The sequence below is a fragment of the Candidatus Blochmannia sp. SNP genome (assembly GCF_036549215.1).
In the GTDB taxonomy this organism is placed as follows: domain Bacteria; phylum Pseudomonadota; class Gammaproteobacteria; order Enterobacterales; family Enterobacteriaceae; genus Blochmanniella.
This window is the reverse complement of the sequence record NZ_CP144371.1, coordinates 310,372-335,882: the sequence shown is the minus strand read 5'-3', so window position 1 is coordinate 335,882 and position 25,511 is coordinate 310,372. Positions and strand designations below refer to the sequence as shown.

The 25,511-nt window shown below is 30.6% G+C and carries 20 protein-coding genes; 2 read left to right on the top strand and 18 right to left on the bottom strand.

The window, feature by feature from the left end:
- Positions 1-5: 5 nt before the first annotated feature.
- From nuoN to fabB, 18 genes are all read right to left on the bottom strand, one after another.
- Positions 6-1,505 carry an NADH-quinone oxidoreductase subunit NuoN gene (nuoN, locus tag VOI34_RS01385; RefSeq protein WP_331828660.1) on the bottom strand — a complete coding sequence of 500 codons (1,500 nt, stop codon included), beginning with the start codon at positions 1,503-1,505 and terminating at the stop codon, positions 6-8.
- Between the two features lie 33 nt (positions 1,506-1,538).
- Complete coding sequence (gene nuoM / locus VOI34_RS01380) at positions 1,539-3,080, bottom strand: NADH-quinone oxidoreductase subunit M (protein ID WP_331828659.1); 1,542 nt, start codon at positions 3,078-3,080, stop codon at positions 1,539-1,541.
- 78 nt (positions 3,081-3,158) lie between these two features.
- The gene (nuoL, locus tag VOI34_RS01375) at positions 3,159-5,048 is read right to left on the bottom strand and encodes an NADH-quinone oxidoreductase subunit L (RefSeq protein ID WP_331828658.1); all 1,890 of its coding nucleotides are present in this window, start codon (positions 5,046-5,048) and stop codon (positions 3,159-3,161) included.
- Positions 5,045-5,347, bottom strand: coding sequence for an NADH-quinone oxidoreductase subunit NuoK (gene nuoK, locus VOI34_RS01370; protein WP_331828657.1), 303 nt, complete (start codon positions 5,345-5,347; stop codon positions 5,045-5,047). Before nuoK ends, nuoL begins: the two co-directional genes overlap by 4 nt.
- Before the next feature lie 7 nt (positions 5,348-5,354).
- Positions 5,355-5,897: an NADH-quinone oxidoreductase subunit J gene (nuoJ, locus tag VOI34_RS01365; protein ID WP_331828656.1), complete on the bottom strand. Its 543-nt coding sequence runs from the start codon at positions 5,895-5,897 to the stop codon at positions 5,355-5,357.
- 34 nt (positions 5,898-5,931) lie between these two features.
- Positions 5,932-6,474, bottom strand: coding sequence for an NADH-quinone oxidoreductase subunit NuoI (nuoI, locus tag VOI34_RS01360; RefSeq protein WP_331828655.1), 543 nt, complete (start codon positions 6,472-6,474; stop codon positions 5,932-5,934).
- 23 nt (positions 6,475-6,497) lie between these two features.
- Positions 6,498-7,472, bottom strand: coding sequence for an NADH-quinone oxidoreductase subunit NuoH (gene nuoH / locus VOI34_RS01355; RefSeq protein WP_331828654.1), 975 nt, complete (start codon positions 7,470-7,472; stop codon positions 6,498-6,500).
- Positions 7,469-10,228 carry an NADH-quinone oxidoreductase subunit NuoG gene (nuoG, locus tag VOI34_RS01350; protein ID WP_331828653.1) on the bottom strand — a complete coding sequence of 920 codons (2,760 nt, stop codon included), beginning with the start codon at positions 10,226-10,228 and terminating at the stop codon, positions 7,469-7,471. Before nuoG ends, nuoH begins: the two co-directional genes overlap by 4 nt.
- A gap of 122 nt (positions 10,229-10,350) precedes the next feature.
- Entirely contained in the window at positions 10,351-11,682 is a 1,332-nt protein-coding gene (gene nuoF, locus VOI34_RS01345) for an NADH-quinone oxidoreductase subunit NuoF (RefSeq protein WP_331828652.1), read from the bottom strand.
- On the bottom strand, positions 11,679-12,191 hold the full coding sequence (gene nuoE / locus VOI34_RS01340) for an NADH-quinone oxidoreductase subunit NuoE (protein ID WP_443092751.1): 513 nt from the start codon (positions 12,189-12,191) through the stop codon (positions 11,679-11,681). Before nuoE ends, nuoF begins: the two co-directional genes overlap by 4 nt.
- Before the next feature lie 28 nt (positions 12,192-12,219).
- Positions 12,220-13,995 (bottom strand): NADH-quinone oxidoreductase subunit C/D, encoded by a 1,776-nt coding sequence (gene nuoC / locus VOI34_RS01335; RefSeq protein ID WP_331828650.1) that lies wholly within the window; start codon positions 13,993-13,995, stop codon positions 12,220-12,222.
- Between the two features lie 89 nt (positions 13,996-14,084).
- On the bottom strand, positions 14,085-14,759 hold the full coding sequence (locus tag VOI34_RS01330; protein WP_331828649.1) for a NuoB/complex I 20 kDa subunit family protein: 675 nt from the start codon (positions 14,757-14,759) through the stop codon (positions 14,085-14,087).
- On the bottom strand, positions 14,734-15,138 hold the full coding sequence (gene ndhC, locus VOI34_RS01325) for an NADH-quinone oxidoreductase subunit A (RefSeq protein WP_331828720.1): 405 nt from the start codon (positions 15,136-15,138) through the stop codon (positions 14,734-14,736). Before ndhC ends, VOI34_RS01330 begins: the two co-directional genes overlap by 26 nt.
- Positions 15,139-15,824: 686 nt before the next feature.
- Positions 15,825-17,105 carry a bifunctional tetrahydrofolate synthase/dihydrofolate synthase gene (gene folC / locus VOI34_RS01320; RefSeq protein WP_331828648.1) on the bottom strand — a complete coding sequence of 427 codons (1,281 nt, stop codon included), beginning with the start codon at positions 17,103-17,105 and terminating at the stop codon, positions 15,825-15,827.
- A 95-nt stretch (positions 17,106-17,200) separates the two neighbouring features.
- Entirely contained in the window at positions 17,201-18,064 is an 864-nt protein-coding gene (gene accD / locus VOI34_RS01315) for an acetyl-CoA carboxylase, carboxyltransferase subunit beta (RefSeq protein ID WP_331828647.1), read from the bottom strand.
- Positions 18,065-18,415: 351 nt separating this feature from the next.
- Entirely contained in the window at positions 18,416-19,201 is a 786-nt protein-coding gene (truA, locus tag VOI34_RS01310) for a tRNA pseudouridine(38-40) synthase TruA (protein WP_331828719.1), read from the bottom strand.
- Between the two features lie 499 nt (positions 19,202-19,700).
- The gene (locus VOI34_RS01305; protein ID WP_331828646.1) at positions 19,701-20,834 is read right to left on the bottom strand and encodes a 4-phosphoerythronate dehydrogenase; all 1,134 of its coding nucleotides are present in this window, start codon (positions 20,832-20,834) and stop codon (positions 19,701-19,703) included.
- Between the two features lie 493 nt (positions 20,835-21,327).
- Complete coding sequence (fabB, locus tag VOI34_RS01300) at positions 21,328-22,542, bottom strand: beta-ketoacyl-ACP synthase I (RefSeq protein ID WP_331828645.1); 1,215 nt, start codon at positions 22,540-22,542, stop codon at positions 21,328-21,330.
- 850 nt (positions 22,543-23,392) lie between these two features.
- Here fabB and prmB point away from each other — a divergent pair.
- Together prmB and aroC are read left to right on the top strand one after the other, a co-directional pair.
- A complete protein-coding gene (gene prmB, locus VOI34_RS01295) occupies positions 23,393-24,304 on the top strand; it encodes a 50S ribosomal protein L3 N(5)-glutamine methyltransferase (RefSeq protein WP_331828644.1) in 912 nt (303 codons plus the stop codon).
- Between the two features lie 26 nt (positions 24,305-24,330).
- Positions 24,331-25,395, top strand: a complete 1,065-nt coding sequence (gene aroC / locus VOI34_RS01290) for a chorismate synthase (protein ID WP_331828643.1) — start codon at positions 24,331-24,333, stop codon at positions 25,393-25,395.
- The last annotated feature ends 116 nt before the right edge of the window (positions 25,396-25,511 follow it).

The following is a 25,511-nucleotide window of genomic DNA, read 5'->3' as shown; positions in this document are numbered from 1 at the left end:
ATTATCTAAAATAATCCAATCGCATTACCTGATGAATGTATTAAATGAACGAAGTAAATCATAGGTTGTGGATATAGTCCTAAAAATAATATAAAAAAAGACACAACAATCACTAATATTCCATTCGGAGTAATAATCCAACTAGATGCAACATTAGAAGAATTAATACCAACAAGATAGTTTCTACTAGGATTGAGATATAAATTTATTATAATTTTTAAATAATAAATTATACTAATAACACTACCCATTGCTATAAAAATAGTAAGCCACCATAATTGACTATTTATCCCTAACACAAATAAATAAAATTTACCAATAAAACCTAACGTCATCGGTATGCCTGCTAAAGATAATATTATAATTGTAAATAACACTGATAACATTGGTTGACGCCAAAAAAGACCACGATATGTAAATAATACATCTGTATGCGCATCAACACAAAAAACTGACATGATAGCAATAACGCCAAATGCCCCTATATTAGCAAGCAAATAGCTTATTAAATAAATACCAATGGCTTCTAAAGCCATTGGATTAGTTTGTAACGCTGAAATTACACCAATTAATGCATAACCTATATGCGCAATCGAAGAATAAGCTAAAACCCGCTTAATATTATTTTGTTTAATGGCCATTAAATTTCCAAATAAAGTTGAACAACATGCAGTTCCTGATAAAAATATATAAAATATCTTATTATACTGATCAGGAAAAATCATAAACAATCGTATTAAAACTGATATTATGGCTATTTTACTACTAGTTGTTAAATATAGCGAAACTGAAGACGGAGCTCCCTGATATACATCAGGAGTCCATAAATGAAATGGAACCAATGATAATTTAAATCCAAACCCTACCATCACCATACCCAATCCTATAATTAACACCAGCATAGACTGGTTCGATGTGATGAGATGTAATACACAACTAATACTAGTAAAAGATAAACAACCAGTTACAGCATATATTAACGCTATACCAAACAATATAAATGATGAAGATATTCCAGATAATATAATATATTTAATACTTGCTTCTAAAGAAAATTTTTTAAAGAAAGAATAACCTATCAATCCAAATAACGGTAATGAAATTAATTCTATTCCTAAAAATAATATGCCCAAATGACTAGCACTCGCCAATAGTACCCCGCCAATACTAGAAATAAGTAGCAGTAAATAAAATTCATCACGATTATTTGGATAACTCAGTAACCAATTATAAGCCAATACAGCACTTGCTAGACTAGCAACTAATACTAATATTATATATAATAAAGCAAAATTATCGATACATATTGATTGAAAAATATTTTGAACATCTTGACGTTGTACTATTCCAAGTGACACCATCGCTACACCCAATCCAAATATTGTCAACAAAGCATGTAGAAATAAATTACGACGATATGCAATAGATAGCAGAATGATAATTATTGTTACTCCAATAATTAATACAGGCAACAATGCCATTATTTGTATCCAAGTTATTATCATTAAGAATTATAGCCCTATTATGTTACAATATGATTATATTGAATAATTATATTCTTTTAACCAAAGATAAATACTTTGCATAGTTATAGATGAAGTATCTAAAATATATTGCGGGAAAAAACCAAGTAAAAAAATACACGATAATAATATTATGATGATACACTTTTCTCGTAATGTCATACTCGTTAACAACTTACTTCTACCAACAGAGTTAATTAATATTGGACCAAAATACATACGTTGTATCAAAATAAGAGAATAAATTGATGAAAATATTATCCCAAAACAAGCTAGTATTGTAATTATAGGAGCTACTTTAAAATTACCAAATAAAATAGTTACTTCTCCAATAAAATTTCCGGTGCCCGGTAATCCTAATGTTGCCACTGCAAAACATAAAGAAAATGGAGGAATCAAATGTACACGATTCCATAGTCCTCCCATTAAACGCATATCTCTAGTATGTATTCGTTCATATAATTGGCCACAAAGTATTAACATTCCAGCAACCGTTAAGCTATGAGAAATCATGTGTATAACAGCACCTTGATATGACAATTGAACGCCACTATAAATTGCGATCAATACAAACCCCATGTGAGATATACTAGCGTATGCGATTAAACGCTTAACATCAGTTTGTGCAAATGCCATACAAGCTCCATAAAAAATATTTAATAAACCTAAACACATAGCAATCGGGGCAAAAGATTTAGAAGCACAAGGAAATAACGGTAAAATAAATCGGAAAAATCCATAAGCTGCTGTTTTTAATAAAATTCCTGCTAAATCCACTGACCCAGCAGTGGGAGCTTGACTATGAACATCTGGCAGCCATGCATGAAATGGAACGATTGGCATTTTTACTGCAAAAGCAAAAAAAAATCCTAACATAATCAAATATTCCATGTTCGATGATAATACTGTATTCAATAAATCTTGATAAGCAAAAGACCATACCCCGTTTATATTATAATTTGTAGAAACAAGAGTAATAATAGAAACCAACATTAATAATCCACTAAATTGAGTATAAACGAAAAATTTAGTAGCAGTATTAATACGATCACTTCTGTTTACTTCTTTATGTCCCCATAAAGATATTAAAAAATACATCGGAATAAGCGTTATTTCCCAGAAAAAAAAGAATAAAAACATATCAATTGACAAAAAAACACCAATAACTCCACCTAAAATCCATAATAAATTAAGATAAAAAAGGCCTTGATAACGATTAATTTCACACCAAGAACATAATACTGCCATGCATCCTAAAAAACCGGATAATGTCACCATTAATAAAGAAAATCCATCTAACGCTAAATGAAAATTAATTCCAAATCTTGGAATCCAAGGATATATATATTCTAATTGCCATTTAGGAAATACATACCCTGCTGAATATACATCTAACACATGATCACACTTATTTTTCCATAAAAAAAAAGTAATAAAAAATGTTATACCCATTCCAGATAAAGCAAACCAACGAGGCATCCAATACCCAATGCGTTCTGATTGCCAGCATAACAATCCAAAAATAAAAGGAATAAATATTAAGATAAGTAATAACATACTATTTTATTGTTCTCGCTGAAACATACACACTAACATTTATATTTTATGAGCCCCATCCAATAATGTTAAACTAACTTAGATATAATCATGCGTTAATATTATAATGAATATAATTACGGCCCCTATATTTATTGAAACTATATACCAATTTAGCTTTCCATTTTCACTAAATACCAAACCACTTTTAAGCCAACATAATAATGATGTGAAAATATTTATGATTATATTAACCGGATCAGAATAAGATAATTTTTTTGTTATAAACAAATATGGTTTTACAAATATTAATTTATACAACCAATCAAACCCCCATCCATAATAACATAACAATATTATGTATCGCTTTACTATTTCAGATAAATGAGGCCTGACAATCTGTCTTGTAATGCTATTTAAAGAATCCAACCAAAAAATTGAAGCAAACCAAATACCAAAAATCACTAAAAAACCAAATACTATTTCAAAATACATTTGTCTATAATTACATACCGTACTGACATCAGTACATACGATATCTAATGATAAAGGTAATTTTATCCATCCACCAATAAAAGTAGATAACAATAACAATACAACTAAAGGAAAATTTTGAGTAATTTTATTACATATACGTGGCTCTATTTTATTAGGACCATGAAATACAACAAAAATCATACGAAACGTATAAATAGGTGTCAAAAACATTCCTATTAATCCCGAAAACAGGAAAAAATAATCATGATTAACTAAAGTTTTTAACATAATTAATTCTTTAGAATAAACTCCAGCAGTAATTATAGGAACTCCAGATAAAGATGCACCACCCATTAAAAAACATATATAAATGAAAGGTATAGATTTATATAATCCTCCCATTTTAAAAATATTTTGTTCATATCTACAAGCATAAATTAATGAACCTGCCGCTAAAAATAACAATGCTTTAAAAAACGCATGCGTTACTAAATGAGACATAGCAGCCCCCCAATGACGTCCTCCTAGGGCTAAAAACATATATCCTATTTGACTAATAGTAGAATATGCTAAAATTTTTTTAATATTACTTTGGAATAACGCTGAACAACCGAATAACACTATAGTCAATGAACCGATAACACCAGTCAAATATAAAATATTTGGAGTCATTAAAAAAAAATTATTCATACGAATTATTAAATATACACCAGAAGTCACCATAGTGGCTGCATGGATTAATGCCGACACCGGAGTTGGACCAACCATAGCACTTGTTAGCCAAGTTTGTAAAGGTAACTGAGCCGATTTACCTATTGCTCCAATAAGCAACATAAAAGATATCCATGTAGTACTGTTAAAAAAATTGTACGACGAAGAAAATTTGAGTTCTAATGCTAACAGTCTACTAAAACTTAAGGTTTGATATTGATCAAAAATCATAAATAATGCACATATCAAACATATATCTCCAAAACGAGTGATAATAAATGCTTTTAGCGCTGCCATTCCATTTCTAAAATCAAAATGATAAAATCCAACTAATAAATAACTACATAAACCTACCCCTTCCCATCCAAAATACATCAACAACAAATTATCTGATAATACTAAAAGTATCATATTCGCCATAAATAAATTAGTATAAGCAAAAAAACGAGAATAACCTTCACATTCTCTCATATACCAAGTAGCATATAAATGAATAATAAATCCCACTCCAGTTATTAATGATAACATTATCAAAGATAATCCATCTAGTCTAAGCGCTACAGTAATACATAAAGCATTAATAGAAAACCACGTCCAAAGATTCTGAACGAACACAAAAGTCGTGTAATTACCAACATTACAATAAAAATTAAATATTATACATACAGTAATAAATAGCGATATACTTACCGTACCCACTCCTATCATAGCGGAGATATTTTCAGACCATTTTCCTTGAGAAATAGCTAATATAATAAATCCTAAAAACGGAAACAGTATAGTTAAAAAAAGTAGACTCATCCACGCATCCCACTAATTTTATCAATATGCAATGTGTGAAAACAACGATATAATTGAAGTAATAAAGCTAAAGAAATTGCAGCTTCAGAAGCAGCTAAGGTAATTACTAATATATATATAACTTGACCATCTGATTGCCCTAAATAAGATCCAACAATTACAAAAGCTGAAGCAGCTGCATTAATCATAATTTCTAGCCCTAATAACATAAACAACATATTGCGTCTTATTATTAGGCCTACTAATCCTAGTATAAATAAAATTATAGATAAACTAAGACCATGCGATAAAGGAATCATATTTTCTCTATTCTTGCGATTGATCAGAAACAATATAATTATCAGATAATTTATAATCTCGTGCTAAGTGAAACACAGAGATCAATGCACTTAACAACAAAAGTGATGCTAACTCTACCATTAATAGATATGGCCCAAATAATAACATGCCAATTTGTTTTAAATCTATGATCGGTCTATTTACATCGATAAAACAATCTTTTAATCCAAAAGAAACATATAATAAAATAATAAGTAAAATACTTATCAATAAGACAGCGCCACATCCTAATATAGGATTTAAAAATCTACTTTTTTTTTGTTCTCTAAATGTAATAGTTTTTGCATTAAGCATCATTATTACAAATACGAATAAAATCATAATAGCTCCCGCATAAATAATAATCTCCACAGCACCAGCAAAAGACGCTCCTAAAGAAAAAAAATTACACGATATAGATATAAATGAAACTATTAAATATAGTAAAGCATGTACCGGATGGTAATGCATAATTACACACATTGTAGATATTATTGCTATAATACCAGAAACATAAAATAAAACTGTCATAACATATCTCTCATTGCCCTTCTGAACTTTAAAATTAAGGCAATATATTTTTAACGCTTATAGGCTGCGCCTCATTTTTTGCATCTCCCTTTTTTTTATTCAATATTTCTTTACCAGAAAATCGATAAAAATCATATTCTGAATATTTACCAGGACCTGATATTAATAAATCAGATTTTTCATACACCAAATCATGCCTTTTAAAATCACTCATTTCAAAATCTGAAGTTAATTGAATAGCCGAAGTCGGGCACGCCTCCTCACACATACCACAAAAAATACACCTAGAAAAATTGATTCTAAAAAATTCTGGATACCATCGTCCATCTACAGATTCTCCTTTTTTTAAAGAAATACATCCTACTGGACAAGCTACAGCACATAAATTACAAGCTACACACCGTTCTTGACCTGAAGAATCTCGAGTTAATACAATACGACCACGATATCTATGTGATGGAATACACGGAATATCAGGATACATCTGAGTCTCACGTGTACTAAATGCCTGCATTCCTATCATCCAGATACTACGCAATATAGAACCGATATCTATAAAAATCTTGATCAAATTCATTATATTTAACCTATACAAATAATTTATAATAAAATAATAACAGCGGTGCTCAATAAATTAAACAACGTCACAGGTAAAAGGAACTTCCAACCTATCAACATAACTTGATCATAGCGTGGACGCGGTAATGCCGCCCGTATTAATACAAATAACATCAAAAATAAAAAAGTTTTACCAACAAACCAAATAATAGGAGGAAACCAAGGTCCTTTCCAGCCTCCAAAAAATAATGTTACAACAAATGATGAAATTACAATCATACTGATATATTCAGAAATAAAAAACAAACTAAATTTAATACCAGAGTACTCAATATGATAACCAGAAGCTAATTCTTGCTCTGATTCTGGTTGATCAAATGGATGTCTATGACACAAAGCTATACCTGCCAAAAAAAAAGTAATAAACCCTAAAAATTGAGGAACTATATTCCATAAATATAGTTGATCTTCAACTATATTTTTTAAATTAAACGACCCAGATTTAGCAACTACACCCATTACAGATAATCCTAAAAATACCTCATAACTAAGGGTTTGCGCTGCAGCGCGTACAGACCCAATTAAAGCATATTTATTATTACTTGCCCAACCTGCAAGCAATACTGAATAAACCATTAATCCTGACATCATAAGAAAAAATAATACACCAATATTACAATCCAATATTACCCATGTAGGAGTAAATGGAATAATTAACACACTCATTAATGATGAAATAAAAGCTATTACTGGAGCTAAAATAAATATAACACGATCAGAAAATGGAGGAACCCAATCCTCTTTAAACATAATTTTAATTAAATCAGCCCATAACTGCAATAATCCATTCCAACCGACTCGATTAGGACCATAACGATTTTGAAATAATGCTAACAATCTACGCTCTAAAAAGCTCATATATGCACCACAAGAAACTACCACTAACAAAATAATTATTGCGCGAAGAACAGAACAACACCAATGTGTTGTAATAACTCCTGACGAACAAAAAATCATAATAATACTCCTTGCACATCATACGCGTACATACCAGATAAAAATACAGGAATATCCGGAAAACCTAAAGGCAATCCAATATGTCCTTTAGGCAAATTAATACTAAATTTTATTGGTAAGCATAAAATTTGTTCAGCACATGTAAATTTAAGCAACATATTTTTTTGTATGTTTAATTGTAACGCATCTGATTGATTAATCATGACATAAGGATTTGGCATACAATCTTGAATACACTTAGATCGTTGAGAAGTTTCTTCACTTCCAAATAAATGCCAATAAGGCACTATTAACCATCGATCAATATTTTTAATGATTTTAAAAGATTGAGGAATCATATCAAACCAACTTAATGTCGCACTACTATTAGTATTTAATACACGTACTCCTGGATCTCCAGAATATAAATGCCCACCTACCTTATCTTGAAATTTATTCCAAGCTTGCGGAGAATTCCATCCTGGAGCCCATGCAAATGCCACTTGTTTGTGCACAGATTGAACATTATGACTCCCCTCCATAGAAAAAGAAAACATCGTATCATCATCTTTTGATATATAGGGTTCATGTATATCAACATTAGTATGTATAGCCGTACGTCCACTATAACGGTGCGGTGCTCGAGCTAATTTCTGACCATGAATACGAAAAGATGCATCTGGAGATGTTTGTTTAATTCCGACTAATTCTGGAAAATAATAAATAATCACATCTATAACCTGATCAATATCCAAACTCTTTTTTCTAATATAGTTAGTATAACAATCATATATTAAATATAACCACCTCCAGCTTTCTAAAACAACTGCACTCTTCTCATAAACCTGTGGTTTATATACACTAAAAAATCTCTGTGCTCGTCCTTCATAATTAATCACAGTTCCATCGCTTTCAGCAAAGCTAGAAACCGATAAAACTAAATTTGCTTTTTCTTGTATCAAATTATATTGATGGTCCAATACAATTAAATAATTAATTTTATTTAAAGCAGCATTAACTTGAGTTGCCTTTGCATGACGATATAAATCGTTTTCTAATACAATTAAACCAATAGACGAAGTCTGACTGCTACATATATCAGTCAGAGCTGCATCCAAACTTTTTTTACCTAACATTACTAAACCCATACTATTGACTTCACTCACAATAAAAGTAATGCCAACATCACTGCCACGATTTTTTAAAGCACGAGCAATATTTGCTGCGGAAGCAATTAATTCTTTACTACCTGAATTACTTCCTGAAATAATTAATGGTTTACGTGCTTCCATTAATTTTTGTACAGCTATATTTAATTTATCATTTAACTTATAGTCAAAATCTTTGACTGAAGGAGCAGTGTTATCTAATGCATGAGCAATAGCAAAACCGAAACGTGCTTGATTCTGTACTGAATCATAATATGTTAACACGGCAATATCATCTAATTTTGTTTTATCGATACCAGTAATTAATATAGGATTTTTAATATTTTGAGAATTATTTATAATGGCTGCAGATTGCCAATCAAAAATTCCCTGAGCTTTCGCTTCCTTACGAGCTTTCCCTTTAAAAGCTTGACGTACTGATAACGCTAGGCGCGCCCCAGTTTGAGTTAAATCTTCCCCTAATATTAATATCGCATCATAACTTTCTATTTCACGCAATGACGGAACATAGATTCCACCATTACACAATATTTCAACTATTAATAATAATCGTTCTTGTTCACAACTATTAATACCAGTATAGAAATTATCTGATCCTACGAGTTTTAATAAAGCAAAATTACTCTCCATGCTAGCACGAGAAGATCCAATACCAATGATTTTATTACAATTATATTTCAGTGTGCTAGCAGCTTCTTGGATTGCTTGTTCTTCATTGAGCATAACCCAATCATCACCTTTCTTATGCAATGGGTTCTTAGGCCTATTATCAATATTGACATAATCGCAACCAAATCGACCACGATCACACAAAAAATAAGTATTAATATTACCATTATAACGATTTTCAACACGAGATAACTTCCCGTAACGCTCACCCACAATAATATTACATCCGATACTGCACTGCTGACAAATACTAGGAGCAAAAAGCATATCCCATTTACGAGTATAATATTTTAATTGTGTTTTATCGGTAAACACTCCAGTAGGACATACTTCTACTAAATTACCAGAAAACTCACTTCGTAGCATACCATCCGTAGCTCGTCCAAAATAAATATTATCATGCGCCCCAAATACACCTAAATCGTCTCCACCTGCATAATCGCTATAATAACGTACACAACGATAACAACTAATACATCTATTCATTTCATGAGAAATAAATGGCCCTAAGTATTGATTATAATGTGTACGCTTAGTAAATCTATAACGACGATATGTTTGCCCAACCATCACTGTCATATCTTGAAGATGGCAATTACCTCCTTCTTCACATATCGGGCAATCATGAGGATGATTAATCATTAATAACTCTAATATATTCTTTCTAAACTCCTCTACCTCATCATCAAAAATGGTGATCACACTGCCGTCTGACGCTGGTGTCATACAAGACATTACTAAATAACCTTCCATATCATTTATCTTATTATTATCACGGTATTTTTTTACTGCACATTGTCTACAGGCTCCAATACTGCCTAAGGCAGGATGCCAACAAAAGTAAGGAATGTTGAATCCGAGAGATAAACATACTTCTAATATATTTTTTGAGTCCTCTACTGTATATTTTTTACCTTCTATGTAAATAGAAACCATCATTTTAATATACCAATTTTATTTTTTATTTAACATCATCCCAAAAAAATTAATCAATTAATATGTCCCATTCATTTTAACTAAGTTAATTACGTATAATTAACTTATGTATTTAACTATAAAAACTAATTAATTTGCACACAACGAATATAATTCGTTTCCTGTTGATAGAATTTACAAACCCCCGATTCAAATTCATTCCTAAAATATCTTAAAGCACTTTTCAAAGGTTCTATAGCGCCTGGAGCATGAGCACAAAAAGTTCTTCCAGGCCCAAGTGTTAGACACAATTGCTCTAATAACTCTATATCTCCAGGTCTACCATCTTTATTTTCTAAAGAAATTAATAACTTTACTATCCACGGTAAACCATCTCTACATGGAGTACACCAACCACAAGATTCCCGTGAAAAAAATTCTTCTAAATTACGTACTAAGGCAACCATATTTATAGTGTTATCTATTGCTATCGCCATGCCAGTTCCAAATCGACTACCAGAAGCTGCAATATTTTCAAAGTCCATAGGCACATCTAAATGATCTTGAGTTAAAAAATCTGTACTCGCTCCTCCAGGTTGCCATGCTTTTAAAGTAAATCCAGTGCACATACCATAAGCATAATCCTCTAAAATTTCTCTAGCAGTTGTTCCAAAAGGCAACTCCCATACTCCTGGTTTCTTTACTCTCCCGGAAAATCCCATTAGTTTCGTACCCGAATCATTACTTTTTTTAGAAGAAATATTCTTATACCAATCTACTCCATGCTCAACAATTCCTGGGATATTACATAATGTTTCAACGTTATTAACACATGTAGGTTTGCCCCATAATCCTACATGACTAGGGAATGGTGGTTTAAAACGAGGCACTGCTCGGCGACCTTCTAAAGCATTAATCAATGCTGTTTCTTCCCCACAAATATATCTTCCTGCTCCTGTGTGTAAGAATAATTCAAAATGAAACTCACTATTAAAAATATTTTTACCAATCAATCCAATTGATTTAATCTCACTAATAGCACGATTTAAATAATCAGCTATGATCATATATTCATATCTCAAAAAAATATATGCTCGTGATACCCCCAAAGCATAACTCGCAATTAACATACCTTCTAATAATAGATGAGGTAATCGTTCCATTAAAAATCGGTCTTTATAAGTCCCTGGTTCCATTTCATCTGCATTACATACTAAATAGCGAGAACAACCTGGTTTATTTTTCTGCATCATAGACCATTTTATTCCAGTAAAAAAACCGCCACCACCACGGCCTCTTAAACCAGAATGACTAACTAATTCAATAATCTCCTTTGGAGACATACGAGTAATTGCTTTATATGCAGCCCTATACCCATTTTTAGCTTGATATTCATGTAACCATACTGGTTTTTTATCACAACGCATTCTCCACATAAGTGGATTATTTTCTACATTAAGATCATAAGTATTACTCATAGATACTGTCCCAATAACTTTGTAATCATTTTTGGAGCCATATTAAAATAAATATCTTTGTTTATCATGATTACCGGTGCTTTATGGCAAACACCTAAACAACAAGTAGGCAATAATGTAAAACGATTGTCTAAAGTAGTATCACCTACTCTAACGTTTAATACACATGTTAATTTTTTTTGAATCTTTTCATATCCGGTTAAATAACATACTACGCTATCACAATACCTAATAATATGACGACCTACCGGTTGACGAAAAATTTGATTGTAAAATGTAGCTACACCTTCTACATCAGCAACAGAGATACTTAACATTTTAGCAATCAATATAATGGCTTCATCTGATACCCAGCCGCGATTTTTTTGAATAATTTTTAACGCTTCAATAGAGGCAGCGCGTATATCTTCATAGTGTGTACACTCTTCTTGAATGGCACTATTTTCTTCTTGACTTAATTGAAAACTACCATCATCACTATTATCTAAATTGATAGATACATCATTAATTTTATTTATAACCATATCACCTCATTCATTAACGATCTACATCAGACATAACAAAATCAATACTGCCTAAATACACAATTAAATCAGATACTAAACGACCACGAATAACATATGGAATTTGTTGTAAATGAGGAAAACTAGGAGTACGAATTCGCGTTCGGTAACTCATAGTATTCCCATCACTAATTAAATAATAACTATTAATACCTTTGGTAGCTTCAACCATTTGAAAAGATTCATTCGCTGGTATGACAGGACCCCAAGACATTTGAAGAAAATGAGTAATAAGCGTCTCTATATGCCGTAAGGTATATTCTTTCATCGGCGGAGTAGTTAAAGGGTGATCAGCTTTAAATGATCCTATTGGCATATTTTGTAAACACTGCTCCAGAATTCGTACACTTTGATATATTTCTTCCACCTTTAACATCACTCTACTATAAGAATCACTAATACCGTTTCCTATTGGAATATCAAAATCAAAATTTTCATAACCAGAATAAGGGCGCGATTTACGTATATCAAAATCAATACCAGTCGCACGTAATCCTGCACCAGTTATTCCCCAATCTAATGCATCCTTGGCATTATATGCCCCAATACCGCAAGCACGTTTTTTCAATATACTATTTTCTAATGCTGATTTAACATAAAAAGCAACACGATCTGGTATCCAATCAAGACATTTTTTCAATAAAGAATCCCAACCTCTAGGTAAATCATGAGCAACCCCTCCAATACGAAACCATGCTGGATGCATACGAGCGCCAGTAATCAATTCAACGACATCATAAATTTTTTGCCTATCAGTAAATGCTAAAAAAACTGGGGTCATAACCCCTACATCTTGCAAATAAGTGCTGATATACAATAAATGACTATTGATTCTAAATAATTCAGATAACATAACCCTAATTACTTTTACTCTATCTGAGACTGTAATTTTAGCAAGTTTTTCAATAGCTAAAATATAAGGCATTTCATTTATACATCCTCCTAAATACTCAATACGATCAGTATAAGGAATATAACTGTGCCAAGTTTGTCGTTCTCCCATTTTTTCAGCGCCTCGATGGTGATAGCCAATATCCGGAACACAATCTACAATTTCTTCTCCATTTAATTGTAAAATAATACGAAATACTCCATGTACTGAAGGATGATTAGGTCCTAAATTAAGAAACATAAAATTTTCATGTTTTGCATGTTTCTTCATACCCCATTCTTCTGGTTTAAATAATAATTCTTCCATTGCTAAATTTTCTTTTTGTTTTGTAAGAGTAAAGTAATTAAATTCTGTAGCACGAGCGGGATATTCTTTCCGTAACGGATATCCATTCCAATTCTTTGGCATAATTATATGTACCAAATTAGGATGATTATTGAAATGTATTCCAAACATCTCCCAAGTTTCCCGTTCATACCAATTCGCATTTACAAACAAAGAAACTATTGTTGGTAAATATAGAGAGTTTTCTAATAAAGGAACTTTTATAAGTATATCATCATTACGCAATATGGAAATTAAATGATAAAACACCGTAAAATCTGATTTTGGTAATCCTTCTCGATGTACACGTAATCTTTCATCTATACCATGCAAATCATATAACATGATATATGGTTTTGATGTAGTTTTCAAAAATGTTAATACTGGAACCAAAATCTCACGTTTTATCCAAATTATTAAAATGCCAGTATAAGAAGATTGCAGCACGAAAGCGTCAGAACTAAATACAGAAAATAAATCAGCCAATATTGAATGAACACCTGTAGTAAACTTACTTGTAGGATTATTATGCATAATATCATCAACTAATGATCACCATTGAACAACTCATCCTTAATATTTATCATATTTCGCCATTTTTATTTGAAATAAAAAAATCAAATCTAGTCATCCGGAGAAGAAAAAATAGTTTCTGCAATACGAGCGTTACTTTTACGTTGCCGTTCTGATTGCATATTTTTTCTATATATCCCTTTGTGTCCCAATATCCAAGAAAGCGGACGTCGTTCTTCTTTAATAGATTTCTTCAATAATAATAATGCCTGAATATATGCTTCAGGTCTAGGTGGGCAACCAGGGATATAAATATCTACCGGAAGAAATTTATCTACTCCCTGTACTACAGAATAAATATCATACATACCACCAGAATTAGCACAAGCCCCCATGGAAATTACCCACTTAGGTTCTAACATTTGATCATATAATCGTTGTATTACTGGAACCATTTTAATAAACGGTGTACCAGCTATAACCATAAAATCTGCTTGCCGAGGAGATGTGCGCAAAACTTCTGAACCAAACCGAGCAACATCATGTATTGCAGTAAACGCGGTGGTCATTTCAACATAACAACAAGATAATCCAAAATTATAAGGCCATAAAGAATTACTTCGCCCCCAATTAACAATTTTGTGCAATAAAACACTCAGTTTTCCAAAAAAGACATTTCGCTGAATGTTTTTTTCTAACGGATCTGATACAATCTTATTTTCTTGAAGAGGCAATCGATCATCTTCGTTATAGTCTGTTCTAGCTGTCGTTAAAGTATATTTCATACTTTTGTTTCCTTGTGCTATTTTTTAATCGTTTTGTAGTACCAAAATCAAAATTATTCACACGATTTTCATATCGCATTGATTGTTCTGTCCAATCAAACATACCAATTCTTACTAAATATACTAAACTGGCTAACAAAACAAAGATAAAAATAAAAATCTCACTAAATCCCATCCAACCTACATCTCGTATGGATACTGCCCAAACGTACACATATATACCCTCTATATCAAAAACTACAAACACCATCGCGATCAAATAAAACTTAACGGAAAATCTTATTCTAGCATCACCTACGGATCCAATACCTGATTCAAATGGTACATTTTTAATATGTAAATCGGAACGTCCTCCCAAAAAATATCCACACAACAACATAAAAATACACAAAACAAAAATACCAGCTATAAATGCTATCACGCCTAAATAATGAGTATTACACAAATTATATACCTTTTTTATTTTATTATTAATTACTTTCATCAATACTAAATTATTGTGTTCTCATGAACAAATAATCCAAATATCTTTACTTTTAATATTTTATTAAAGATCGATTTATAACTATTTATTAAATGATTTATTTCATATAATTATAAAATTATTTTGTATAATTATGTATATCTTATACAACTTACATTGATAATTATATAAATTCTAATCACGCATTACATATATTATATGAGTATAATTATTTTTATATTGTACAAGATCAACACCTTAATATTATATGAAATATTCTTAAAAATATTTTCTGTCTTTACATCATAAAATAATATAATCACAACTATTTAATTTATATAAGTTAACTAAAACATAAAAAAATTAAATCTACTCTTATTCTGTTATTCCAGAAAAACATTGCAAAAAATAAATATCGACCATATAAAAATTTATCTAGGTTTATTGAATTACTAGTGTTGCAGTAAACTTACTAAAATAGATATAATTTATAAACACTATAGCATCTCAACCACTAAAAATTAATAATTTTTAATTATTATTAAATTAGATATTATGTACTAACACATTGATTCACTACTGATATCAAAACCATAAATAAGCTAATAGGTATTCATTATTTTTCTCATAATTGGACTTACAGTATGAAATGACCCAAATGCTATAACACAATCATCAAATGTAGCATCAGACATAGCTTGATTCCAAGCTTCTAATATATTACCAAATTTATGAACATTAAAATCAAGTAAAAAAGCAGAAAGTTCATCAGAACTTGCAGAAAATGGTGTATCTAAGCTAGAACAATACCAAACATTAATCAAACGACTTAAACAACATATGGTACCCTGAATATCTTTAGTTTTTAACATTCCTATAACTATTCTTACACTGCCTATTCTTTCTAAAAGAATTGCAGCTAATCGTCTAGCCAAATAATTAGCGGCATGAGGATTATGACCTACATCTAAAATCACAAGCGGTCTATGAGTGATTATTTGGAAACGTCCTGGTAAATTAGCAACTCGTAACCCATGGCATATAGCTGTTTTGGTAACCGAAAAAGGTAACCAATACAACACACTTAATGCAGTGGCAGCATTTTCTAATGGAATTAGAGGTAATGGTAAATCATATAACAAACGATTGTAACCAAAACGACCCCACCACATCCATTTATTTTCATAAGCATAAAAATCCCAATCACGTCCCCGTATGAACAGTATCGCCCTATAATATTTAGCCATTTTACTTATGGTTATTGGAAGACAACTATCACCAATTACTACCGGTTTATTAGGGCGAAAAATACCAGATTTTTCTTGTGCAATCATATCACGACTTGTTCCTAAAAACTCAGTATGATCTATTGCAATATTAGTGATTACAGAAATATCAGGATCGACAATATTAGTAGCGTCTAATCTACCACCTAATCCAACCTCGAGAATGATTAAATCTAATTTTTCCTGCTTAAACATATATAAAGCTGATAAAGTAACAAATTCAAAATAAGTCAATACAATCTGATTACGAGCATTTTCTATAGCAGACATTGCTGTAATATGAATAGAATCCGGCAGTTCTTTTCCACAAATACGGATCCGTTCATTATAAGAAAGTAAATGAGGTGAAGTATACAAACCGACCGTATTATTATTATTTAATAAAATAGTTTCTAATACACTACATGTCGTTCCTTTACCGTTTGTACCTCCCACTAAAATAACATATGCTGCGGGATGTATCAGATCAAGATCAATAGCTATTTTTCGTACCCTATCTAGACTTAAATCAATTGACACATAACTTAAATGTTCAATATAATATAACCATTCTTTCAATGATGATTGAGCAGTAGGAATAGATAAAATTTTATTCATATCTTATGCAATGTTTCAACTTTATAATCATATAAATCTAAAAATCTGAACAACAATAATAACATATAAATGCCTATTTAAATAAATTGCAGTAATCAACTTTTCGGTATCGGTTTATTCATTAACTTTGCCAACAATCCCGCTACTTTAAGCCGCAAATCTGGTCTACGAATAATCAAATCAATTGATCCCTTCTCTAACAAAAATTCACTACGTTGAAATCCTAACGGTAACTTTTCCCGCACTGTTTGCTCAATAACTCTAGGACCGGCAAATCCTATAAGAGCTTTTGGCTCAGCAATATTTAAATCTCCTAACATGGCTAAGCTAGCAGATACCCCTCCCATAGTAGGATTAGTTAAAACAGAAATATACGGTAAACATTGCGCACGTAAATTAGCCAACGCAGCGCTAGTCCTAGCCATCTGCATTAAAGACATCAAAGCTTCCTGCATACGAGCGCCACCACTTGCAGAAAAACAAACTAATGGGCACCTAATTTTTAAGGCTTGATTTACCGCATGCACAAAACGAGCTCCAACTACAGAAGACATTGATCCACCAATAAAAGCAAATTCGAAAGAAGCGGCGATAATCTCCATACCATATAAAGTACCTTGCATAACTATTAATGCATCCTTTTCTTTCGTTATTTTTTGTGCTGAAAGCAGACGATCTTTATATTTTTTTAAATCTCTAAACTTTAAAACATCCTTAGGTTCTAATTCACTTCCTAATTCAAATGTACTATCTTGATCTAAAAAAGAAAATAAACGTACTCTAGCTGAAATTCCCATATGATGGTCACATTTAGGACACACTTCTAAATTACGTTCTAATTCCTTTTTATACAATAATTGCCCGCAATTGTTACACTTAGTCCATATACCTTCTGGAATATTTACTTTTCGGGTTGGAATAATGGCGCTTTTATTAATAATTCGTTCAATCCAACTCATTTTTAACCTTTAATTTTAAAATTATTTTTAAAAAATCATATTTACTTCATGGTATTTATATATTGAATATTACACATATTACGTTATACGCAAATTTTAATAAGAGAAATATATTACTCTCGAAATATAACTTAACAAAATCATAATATTATTGGTAGTGACGTAATAATATAATGCTAACATTATTTCTCTATTCTAGAGAAAATATTTTTCTAAAAATCTAACAGAAATACTCCATGTAAATAAGTGCTATTTACAAAATAACTACAATTATTTTATAATTTATTTTCTGTTAAAACATAAATATATAAAACATATATACAAAAATAAAAAATACTAATATCAATATATTTACACACGCCACAATTCCTCTCTAAAAGAAGAAGGAATAGAAAAATATGAAGGATATTTAACTTCTACTAAATACAAACCATTAGCTGGAGCAGTTACACCAGCTAATGATCTATTACAATTACTTAACAACTCTAAAACCCATGTTGTTGGTTTGTCTCCGCAACCAACTTTTACTAAACTCCCTACGATATTTCGTACCATATGATACATAAAAGAATTTGCTTTAATATCTATTACAACACATTGCCCTGAACGTACAATACGTATATGATATAATTTTCTTCGTTTTGAAGATGATTGACAACCTGCCGCGCAAAATGAAGTAAAATCATTCTCTCCTAATAAGAAATGAGCAGCAGCACACATCTTGTTAATATCTAAATATTTTTTATAGTGCCAAGTTTTGCTAAATAATAAAGCAGATCTAATATAACCATTATAGATTACATAACAATAACGACGAGAAATCGCACTAAAGCGAGCATGAAAATCTTTATTTACCAATTTAGCCCAACGTACACAAATTCTCGATGGCAAATAATGATTAATACCTAGTGTCCAAGCAGATTTTGAACGTCGAGAATAAGTTTCAAAATGAACAACCTGTCCTAATGCATGTACTCCAGAATCGGTACGCCCCGCACAAAATATAGTTACTTGCTCAGCTGTTATCTTTTTTATAGCATATTCTATACAACTTTGAATGCTAAGTGCATCTTTCTGTTTTTGCCAACCACAATATGAAGAACCATCATATTCAATACCTAAAGCCAATTTTTGCATCACATTACAATTTTTATTATATTATAGCAACACATCTATATTAAACATTAATAACATCCTATCAACCCTAAATTAGAACAATAACATCTAACTGATACTTTAAAAACCCATAGTAATAATACATATATTACAAAATAATTTTGTCCTAATTAATATATATAAATCATAATTTGACTAAATTTAAACATAATATCAATTTATAATTATAAGAAACTAATATATAATTAGCTTATTAATTCAAAAAATATTTCATATAAAAATGATTTCTTTAATAAAAAATTATTATTGTATTTTATATCCAAACACTATGATAACTATCACTCTGTAACACAAAACACATAAAAATATTCTATCAAATAGACAAAAATAATCTTTTACAAAATATCCTTTTATTGTAAATCCCTGATCACTTAAAAATCATAAACATAACAAATAACATACATTACACAATTAAAAATTAGCATTTAAACAATATTCAACTGTATTTATATATATAACATCATATATAGCACACACTTATGCCTAAATTAATTAGCATTTCATTATTATAATCTACATAAGTTTCTACGCACAATGAAGACCACTCCCTACGAGCTAAATAACATCTACGTATCTTATCAAATCCTCCTTGTACTGTGGCAAACCTCCTTAATAAAAAATCATCACAACGTATGTCATACACAAATTTAATCAATTTATTTAACAACATTTCATCTATTTTTTTCTGTACTTTCAGATAATAAATAACAGAAGACTCTAACTCAAATAAATTAACTGCATTAAAAATATTAAAAAATTTACAATACTCATTATATATTTGAATAATACTCCGTGTTTTACTTTCAAGAGTGTATCCAGCGATGTGAGCAGTACCTATGTCTACGTAAGATAACAAGGGTAAAGATAACTCCGGCTCTGTTTCCCATACGTCCAATACTACATTCAGTTTTTTACCATTTTCTAATACTTTTAGTAACGCGTTATTATCTATTACAGAACCTCGAGAAGTATTAATTAAAATGCAATTGGAAGGTAATGATTCTAAAACATCAATGTCAACCATATGCCATGTAGGATAATTTCCGTCATAAATTAAAGGAGTATGAAAAGTTAAAATGTCCGCTTCAGAAACTAATTTTTCAAAAGACTTCCAAGACTGTTTATATTGACTTATATTCTTTTCTGCTAATGGAGGATCACACAACAAAGTATGTATACCAAAACTATGTAATCTTTCATGCAACAAACTACCAATATGTCCTACTCCAACAATTCCGATAATTTTATCACGTAAAAAAAATCTATCACGCTCTGCTAACCAAAATAATGCCGCAAAAACATATTCCACTACTGCTATAGCATTATTTCCTGGAGCGTAAACGAAATTAATTCCATACTTTTTTAAATAATTTTGATCAATATGATCAATTCCAGAAGTTGCAGTACCTACAAATTTTATAGAATCATCATCTAATAATTTCTGATTAACTTTTGTTACTGAACGTACTATCAAAATATCTATATTTCTTATATCTTTAGCAGAAATAACACGCCCTTCACATACAGTTATTTCATTATGTAAACCAAATAATCTATGGATATGAGGTATATCTTTATCAACCAAAATTCTCAAATTTATTCTCCAGACAAAGCACTATACATAAATAAAGTAGTCACCTTTCATAATCCTATATAATTTAAAAATTAAAAACAATATGAACATAGAATTCTGTAAATCTATTTTCATAAATTTCTCATATTTTAATTTTTTACATAACGCATATCTATGCACCAAAATCAAACAAAAATATAGATCCAAATCAACAAACTCACATTAAGTATCATCATAATCCACATTTTATAAAACATGACACCATAAAATACATATATATTAAAGATAATAAAATATTGCCCCTATAATAAATAATCTCACACGATCACATCTCCACTATAAATATTAACTTCTAAAATATCAAAACATCACTCATGATGCTCAAATCTAATTCATAGAAACAAACACAATATCGCTCACTAAACATTAGTTTTTATAAGCAATAACACTGCATACATGTAATATACAAAATTTATAGTACGAGTTAGATGATCAACGATCTTAAAACAATATTTTAAGAATATTTACTCATAACTAATGTAGCATTTGTTCCTCCAAAACCAAAACTATTAGTCATAGCTGTTCTTAATTTACGGTAAATAGGTTTATTGATCACAATATTCATATTCTTTATATAAGGATCTAAATGATCAATATTAATGCTGGGAGCAATAAAATTATATTTTAACATTAATAAAGTAAAAATGGTCTCATGAACTCCAGCAGCACCTAATGAATGCCCGGTCATTGATTTAGTAGAAGAAAAAGCAGGATGCTGATCACCAAAAATTTCACGAATTGCCCAAAGTTCTTTAATATCACCTATTTGGGTTGATGTACCATGCGCATTGATATAATCTATTGGATCAATAACATCTCTTAATGCCATTTTCATGCATCGAATCGCTCCTTCTCCAGAAGGAGCGACCATATCACAGCCATCAGATGTAGCTCCATACCCAATAATTTCTGCGTAAATATGCGCACCACGATTTAAAGCATGCGTTAATTCTTCTATTACAACTATTCCTCCTCCTCCTGCAATCACAAATCCATCTCGATGAATATCGTAAGGACGAGATGCTCTTTCCGGTGTCATGTTGTACTTTGTAGATAACGCTCCCATAGCATCAAATTCACAAGCCATTTCCCAACATAATTCTTCTCCTCCTCCAGCGAAAATAACAGATTGTTTTCCTGATTGAATTAATTCAACTGCATTGCCAATACAATGTGTAGATGTAGAACAAGCAGAGCTGATAGAATAACTAACTCCACGAATTTTAAAAGAAGTAGCCAAACATGCTGATACACCCGAAGCCATAGATTTAGTCACCATATAAGGACCTACCCCTCTTAAACCGCGCGAAAGCATCCCATTAGATCCAGATACTTGATTACGTGGCGAACCTCCTCCAGATCCAACAATTAATCCTGTTCGATCATTAGCAATCATACTTGCAGATAATTCAGCATCTACTATAGCTTGTTCCATAGATAAATAGGTATAAATAGATGCATCACTCATAAATCTAGAAATTTTTCGATCAATTAATCCTGATGTATTAATTTTAATATCACCCCAAATATGACTACGCATGCCTGATTCTTCTAACTCTTTAGAAAAAGTAACTCCAGATCTACCATTTTTTAAAGAAATTAAAACTTCGTTCTGATTATTTCCAATGCTTGATATAATCCCTAAACCAGTGATAACAGCACGTTTCATATTTAATATACCTCATGACAATGATGTTTTGTAGTATTAAAATTGCACTAAATCTTAAAAAACTACTTAAAATGTTAGTCGTGTAGAAGCAATTATTAGCATAAAAATAAATCAGTCATTTGAAACTAATTATGTATTACACAAAAAAATCAAAAATATTTTTACCTATATTTGAAATACTGTTCCTTCAATTAAAATACAATATATAAACGTATTACTTGCAACTAACATTTATACTGTTACAATACCAGCTGATGTTAACCATATCGCTAATGCAACTGATTATATTTAACAGACTAAATATAATTAATAATTAACCTAATCATCAAGACATAGTATTTATTAAAATAATAGCGCTACATCTTATAGGTTCAAAAATCGTAACACAGTCATAAAAAAACACAATAACGATAATTATAGTTTATCAATAATGTATGAATATTTATCTATAACTTAATAACTAATTTTTTAAATTAAGAATACTGTCTTGATAAAAGAATATATTGACAATCTTTATTAATATTATACTTATCATTAATAATTTCATTTATTTATATATATGAACGTATACTATAATAACGTCGGGGATTAGTGTATAAATATACATAATATAATTCACATAATTAACAACACCATGTTACACACATAGTGTGTAAAACAAAATTTCTCTTTTAAATATTTATTTATATAAAATATACCTACTATTACGCTAAAATTCCTACCTAAATAGGGTATTATGAAATAAAAACATAATCATTTTATTTTATACTCTTCTTCCTAAAATACATTATATTCTCAAATACAATCACTATAAACACATAATGATCTCATTATAGGAACTATAATCTATATGAATAACACAACGAAAAAAATATTAACAGAGATGCATACTATACTAGATATGTTACGCTGGAGCAGCAGTCAATTGAATGCTAATCCAATTTTTTATGGTCATGGTACTAATAATTTTTGGGATGAAACATTACATCTAATATTGCCTAGTTTAAATTTGCCTATAAATATTCCAACAGAAATATACCAAGCTCGTCTAACTAAGAAAGAACGCTCAGATATAATCAAACTAGTTCACCATCGTATTAACAAACGCATACCAGTTCCTTACTTGACCAATAAATCATGGTTTTGCGGCCTAGAATTCTATGTAGATAAACGAGTATTTATCCCCCGCTCTCCAATTGGAGAGCTAATCACATCATATTTTCATAATCTATTACCCCAGTACCCATATCGCATTCTTGATATAGGTACGGGTAGCGGATGTATTGCTATTGCCAGCGCTATAGTCTATCCAAAATCCGAAGTAGATGCAGTAGATATTTCTATAGACGCATTGAAGGTAGCCGAACATAATATTAAATTATACAATTTAGAACATCGTGTTGTTCCTATTTATTCAGATCTATTTAAACATTTACCAAAATCAAAATATGATCTAATAATAACTAACCCTCCTTATGTAAACAATACATATATATATAAATTACCAAGAGAATTTCATTATGAACCTGTGATATCCTTGTCTGCAGGTAATAATGGATTAAAGATAATTCAAAAAATTTTAATGAACGTTGTACATCATTTAAATACAAATGGAATTTTTATATGCGAGGTAGGTAGAGCTAAAATGGCATTAATAAAATGTTTTCCAAATATACCTTTTCGTTGGTTACAACTTTATCACGGAGGAGAAGGTGTGTTTATGTTAACTTATAAACAATTATTATCTTGTAACAACAACTGAATAATTTAATAATTAAGGAAATTATAATGGCTGGTAATAGTATTGGACAATTTTTTAAAGTTACAACATTCGGTGAATCTCATGGGTCTGCAATAGGTGGTATTATTGATGGCATGCCTCCAGGTCTTCCTTTAACGACACAAGATCTGCAAAATGATCTAAATCGTAGACGTCCAGGATCTTCTCGTTATACTAGTCAACGATCAGAGTTAGATATAGTAGAAATTTTATCTGGCGTTTTTAATGGAAAAACAACAGGCACCAGCATAGGTTTATTTATAAAAAATACTGATCAACAATCTCAAGATTATGAAGAAATAAAAGATTTATATCGACCTGGTCACGCTGATTATACTTATGAAAAAAAATATGGCTTTAGAGATTACCGTGGTGGAGGACGTTCTTCAGCGCGTGAAACAGCAGTACGAGTGGCAGCGGGAGCTGTTGCCAAAAAATATTTACTTAACATAAAAAAAATAAAAATTCGTGGATTTTTAGCGCAAATAGGCAATATTCATTGCAATTTTAAAGATTGGAAACAAGTAAATAACAACCCATTTTTTTGCTCTGATATTGAACAATTAAACGCATTAGATACATTAATAAACGATTTAAGAAAATCTGGAGATTCTATTGGTGCAAAAATAACAATAATAGCGGAAAATGTACCGATTGGATTAGGAGAACCTGTATTTGATAGACTTGATGCTGATTTAGCCCATGCACTAATGAGTATTAACGCAGTAAAAGGAATAGAAATTGGAGATGGGTTTTCAGTGGTTACAAAGCATGGTAGTGAACATCGAGATGAAATGACATCAAATGGATTTAAAAGTAATAATGCTGGAGGAATTTTAGGAGGAATTAGCAATGGACAACCAATAATTATACATATAGCTGTTAAACCAACTTCAAGCATAACAGTACCAGGAAACACCATTACATCTAAAAATAAAGAAACACAAGTCATTACTACAGGACGTCACGATCCATGTATTGGATTAAGAATAGTGCCCATAGCAGAAGCCATGATAGCTATCGTTTTAATGGATCATCTACTCAGACAACGTGCACAATGTGGAAAATCCTAATAAGGATTTTTTAAACTAAAATATAAAACTCAATCACGACAATAGATATTCGTATACATCAACTTATTTTAAGTCAGCTATATATATAAATGTTGTATTGTATTAATAAATTATTT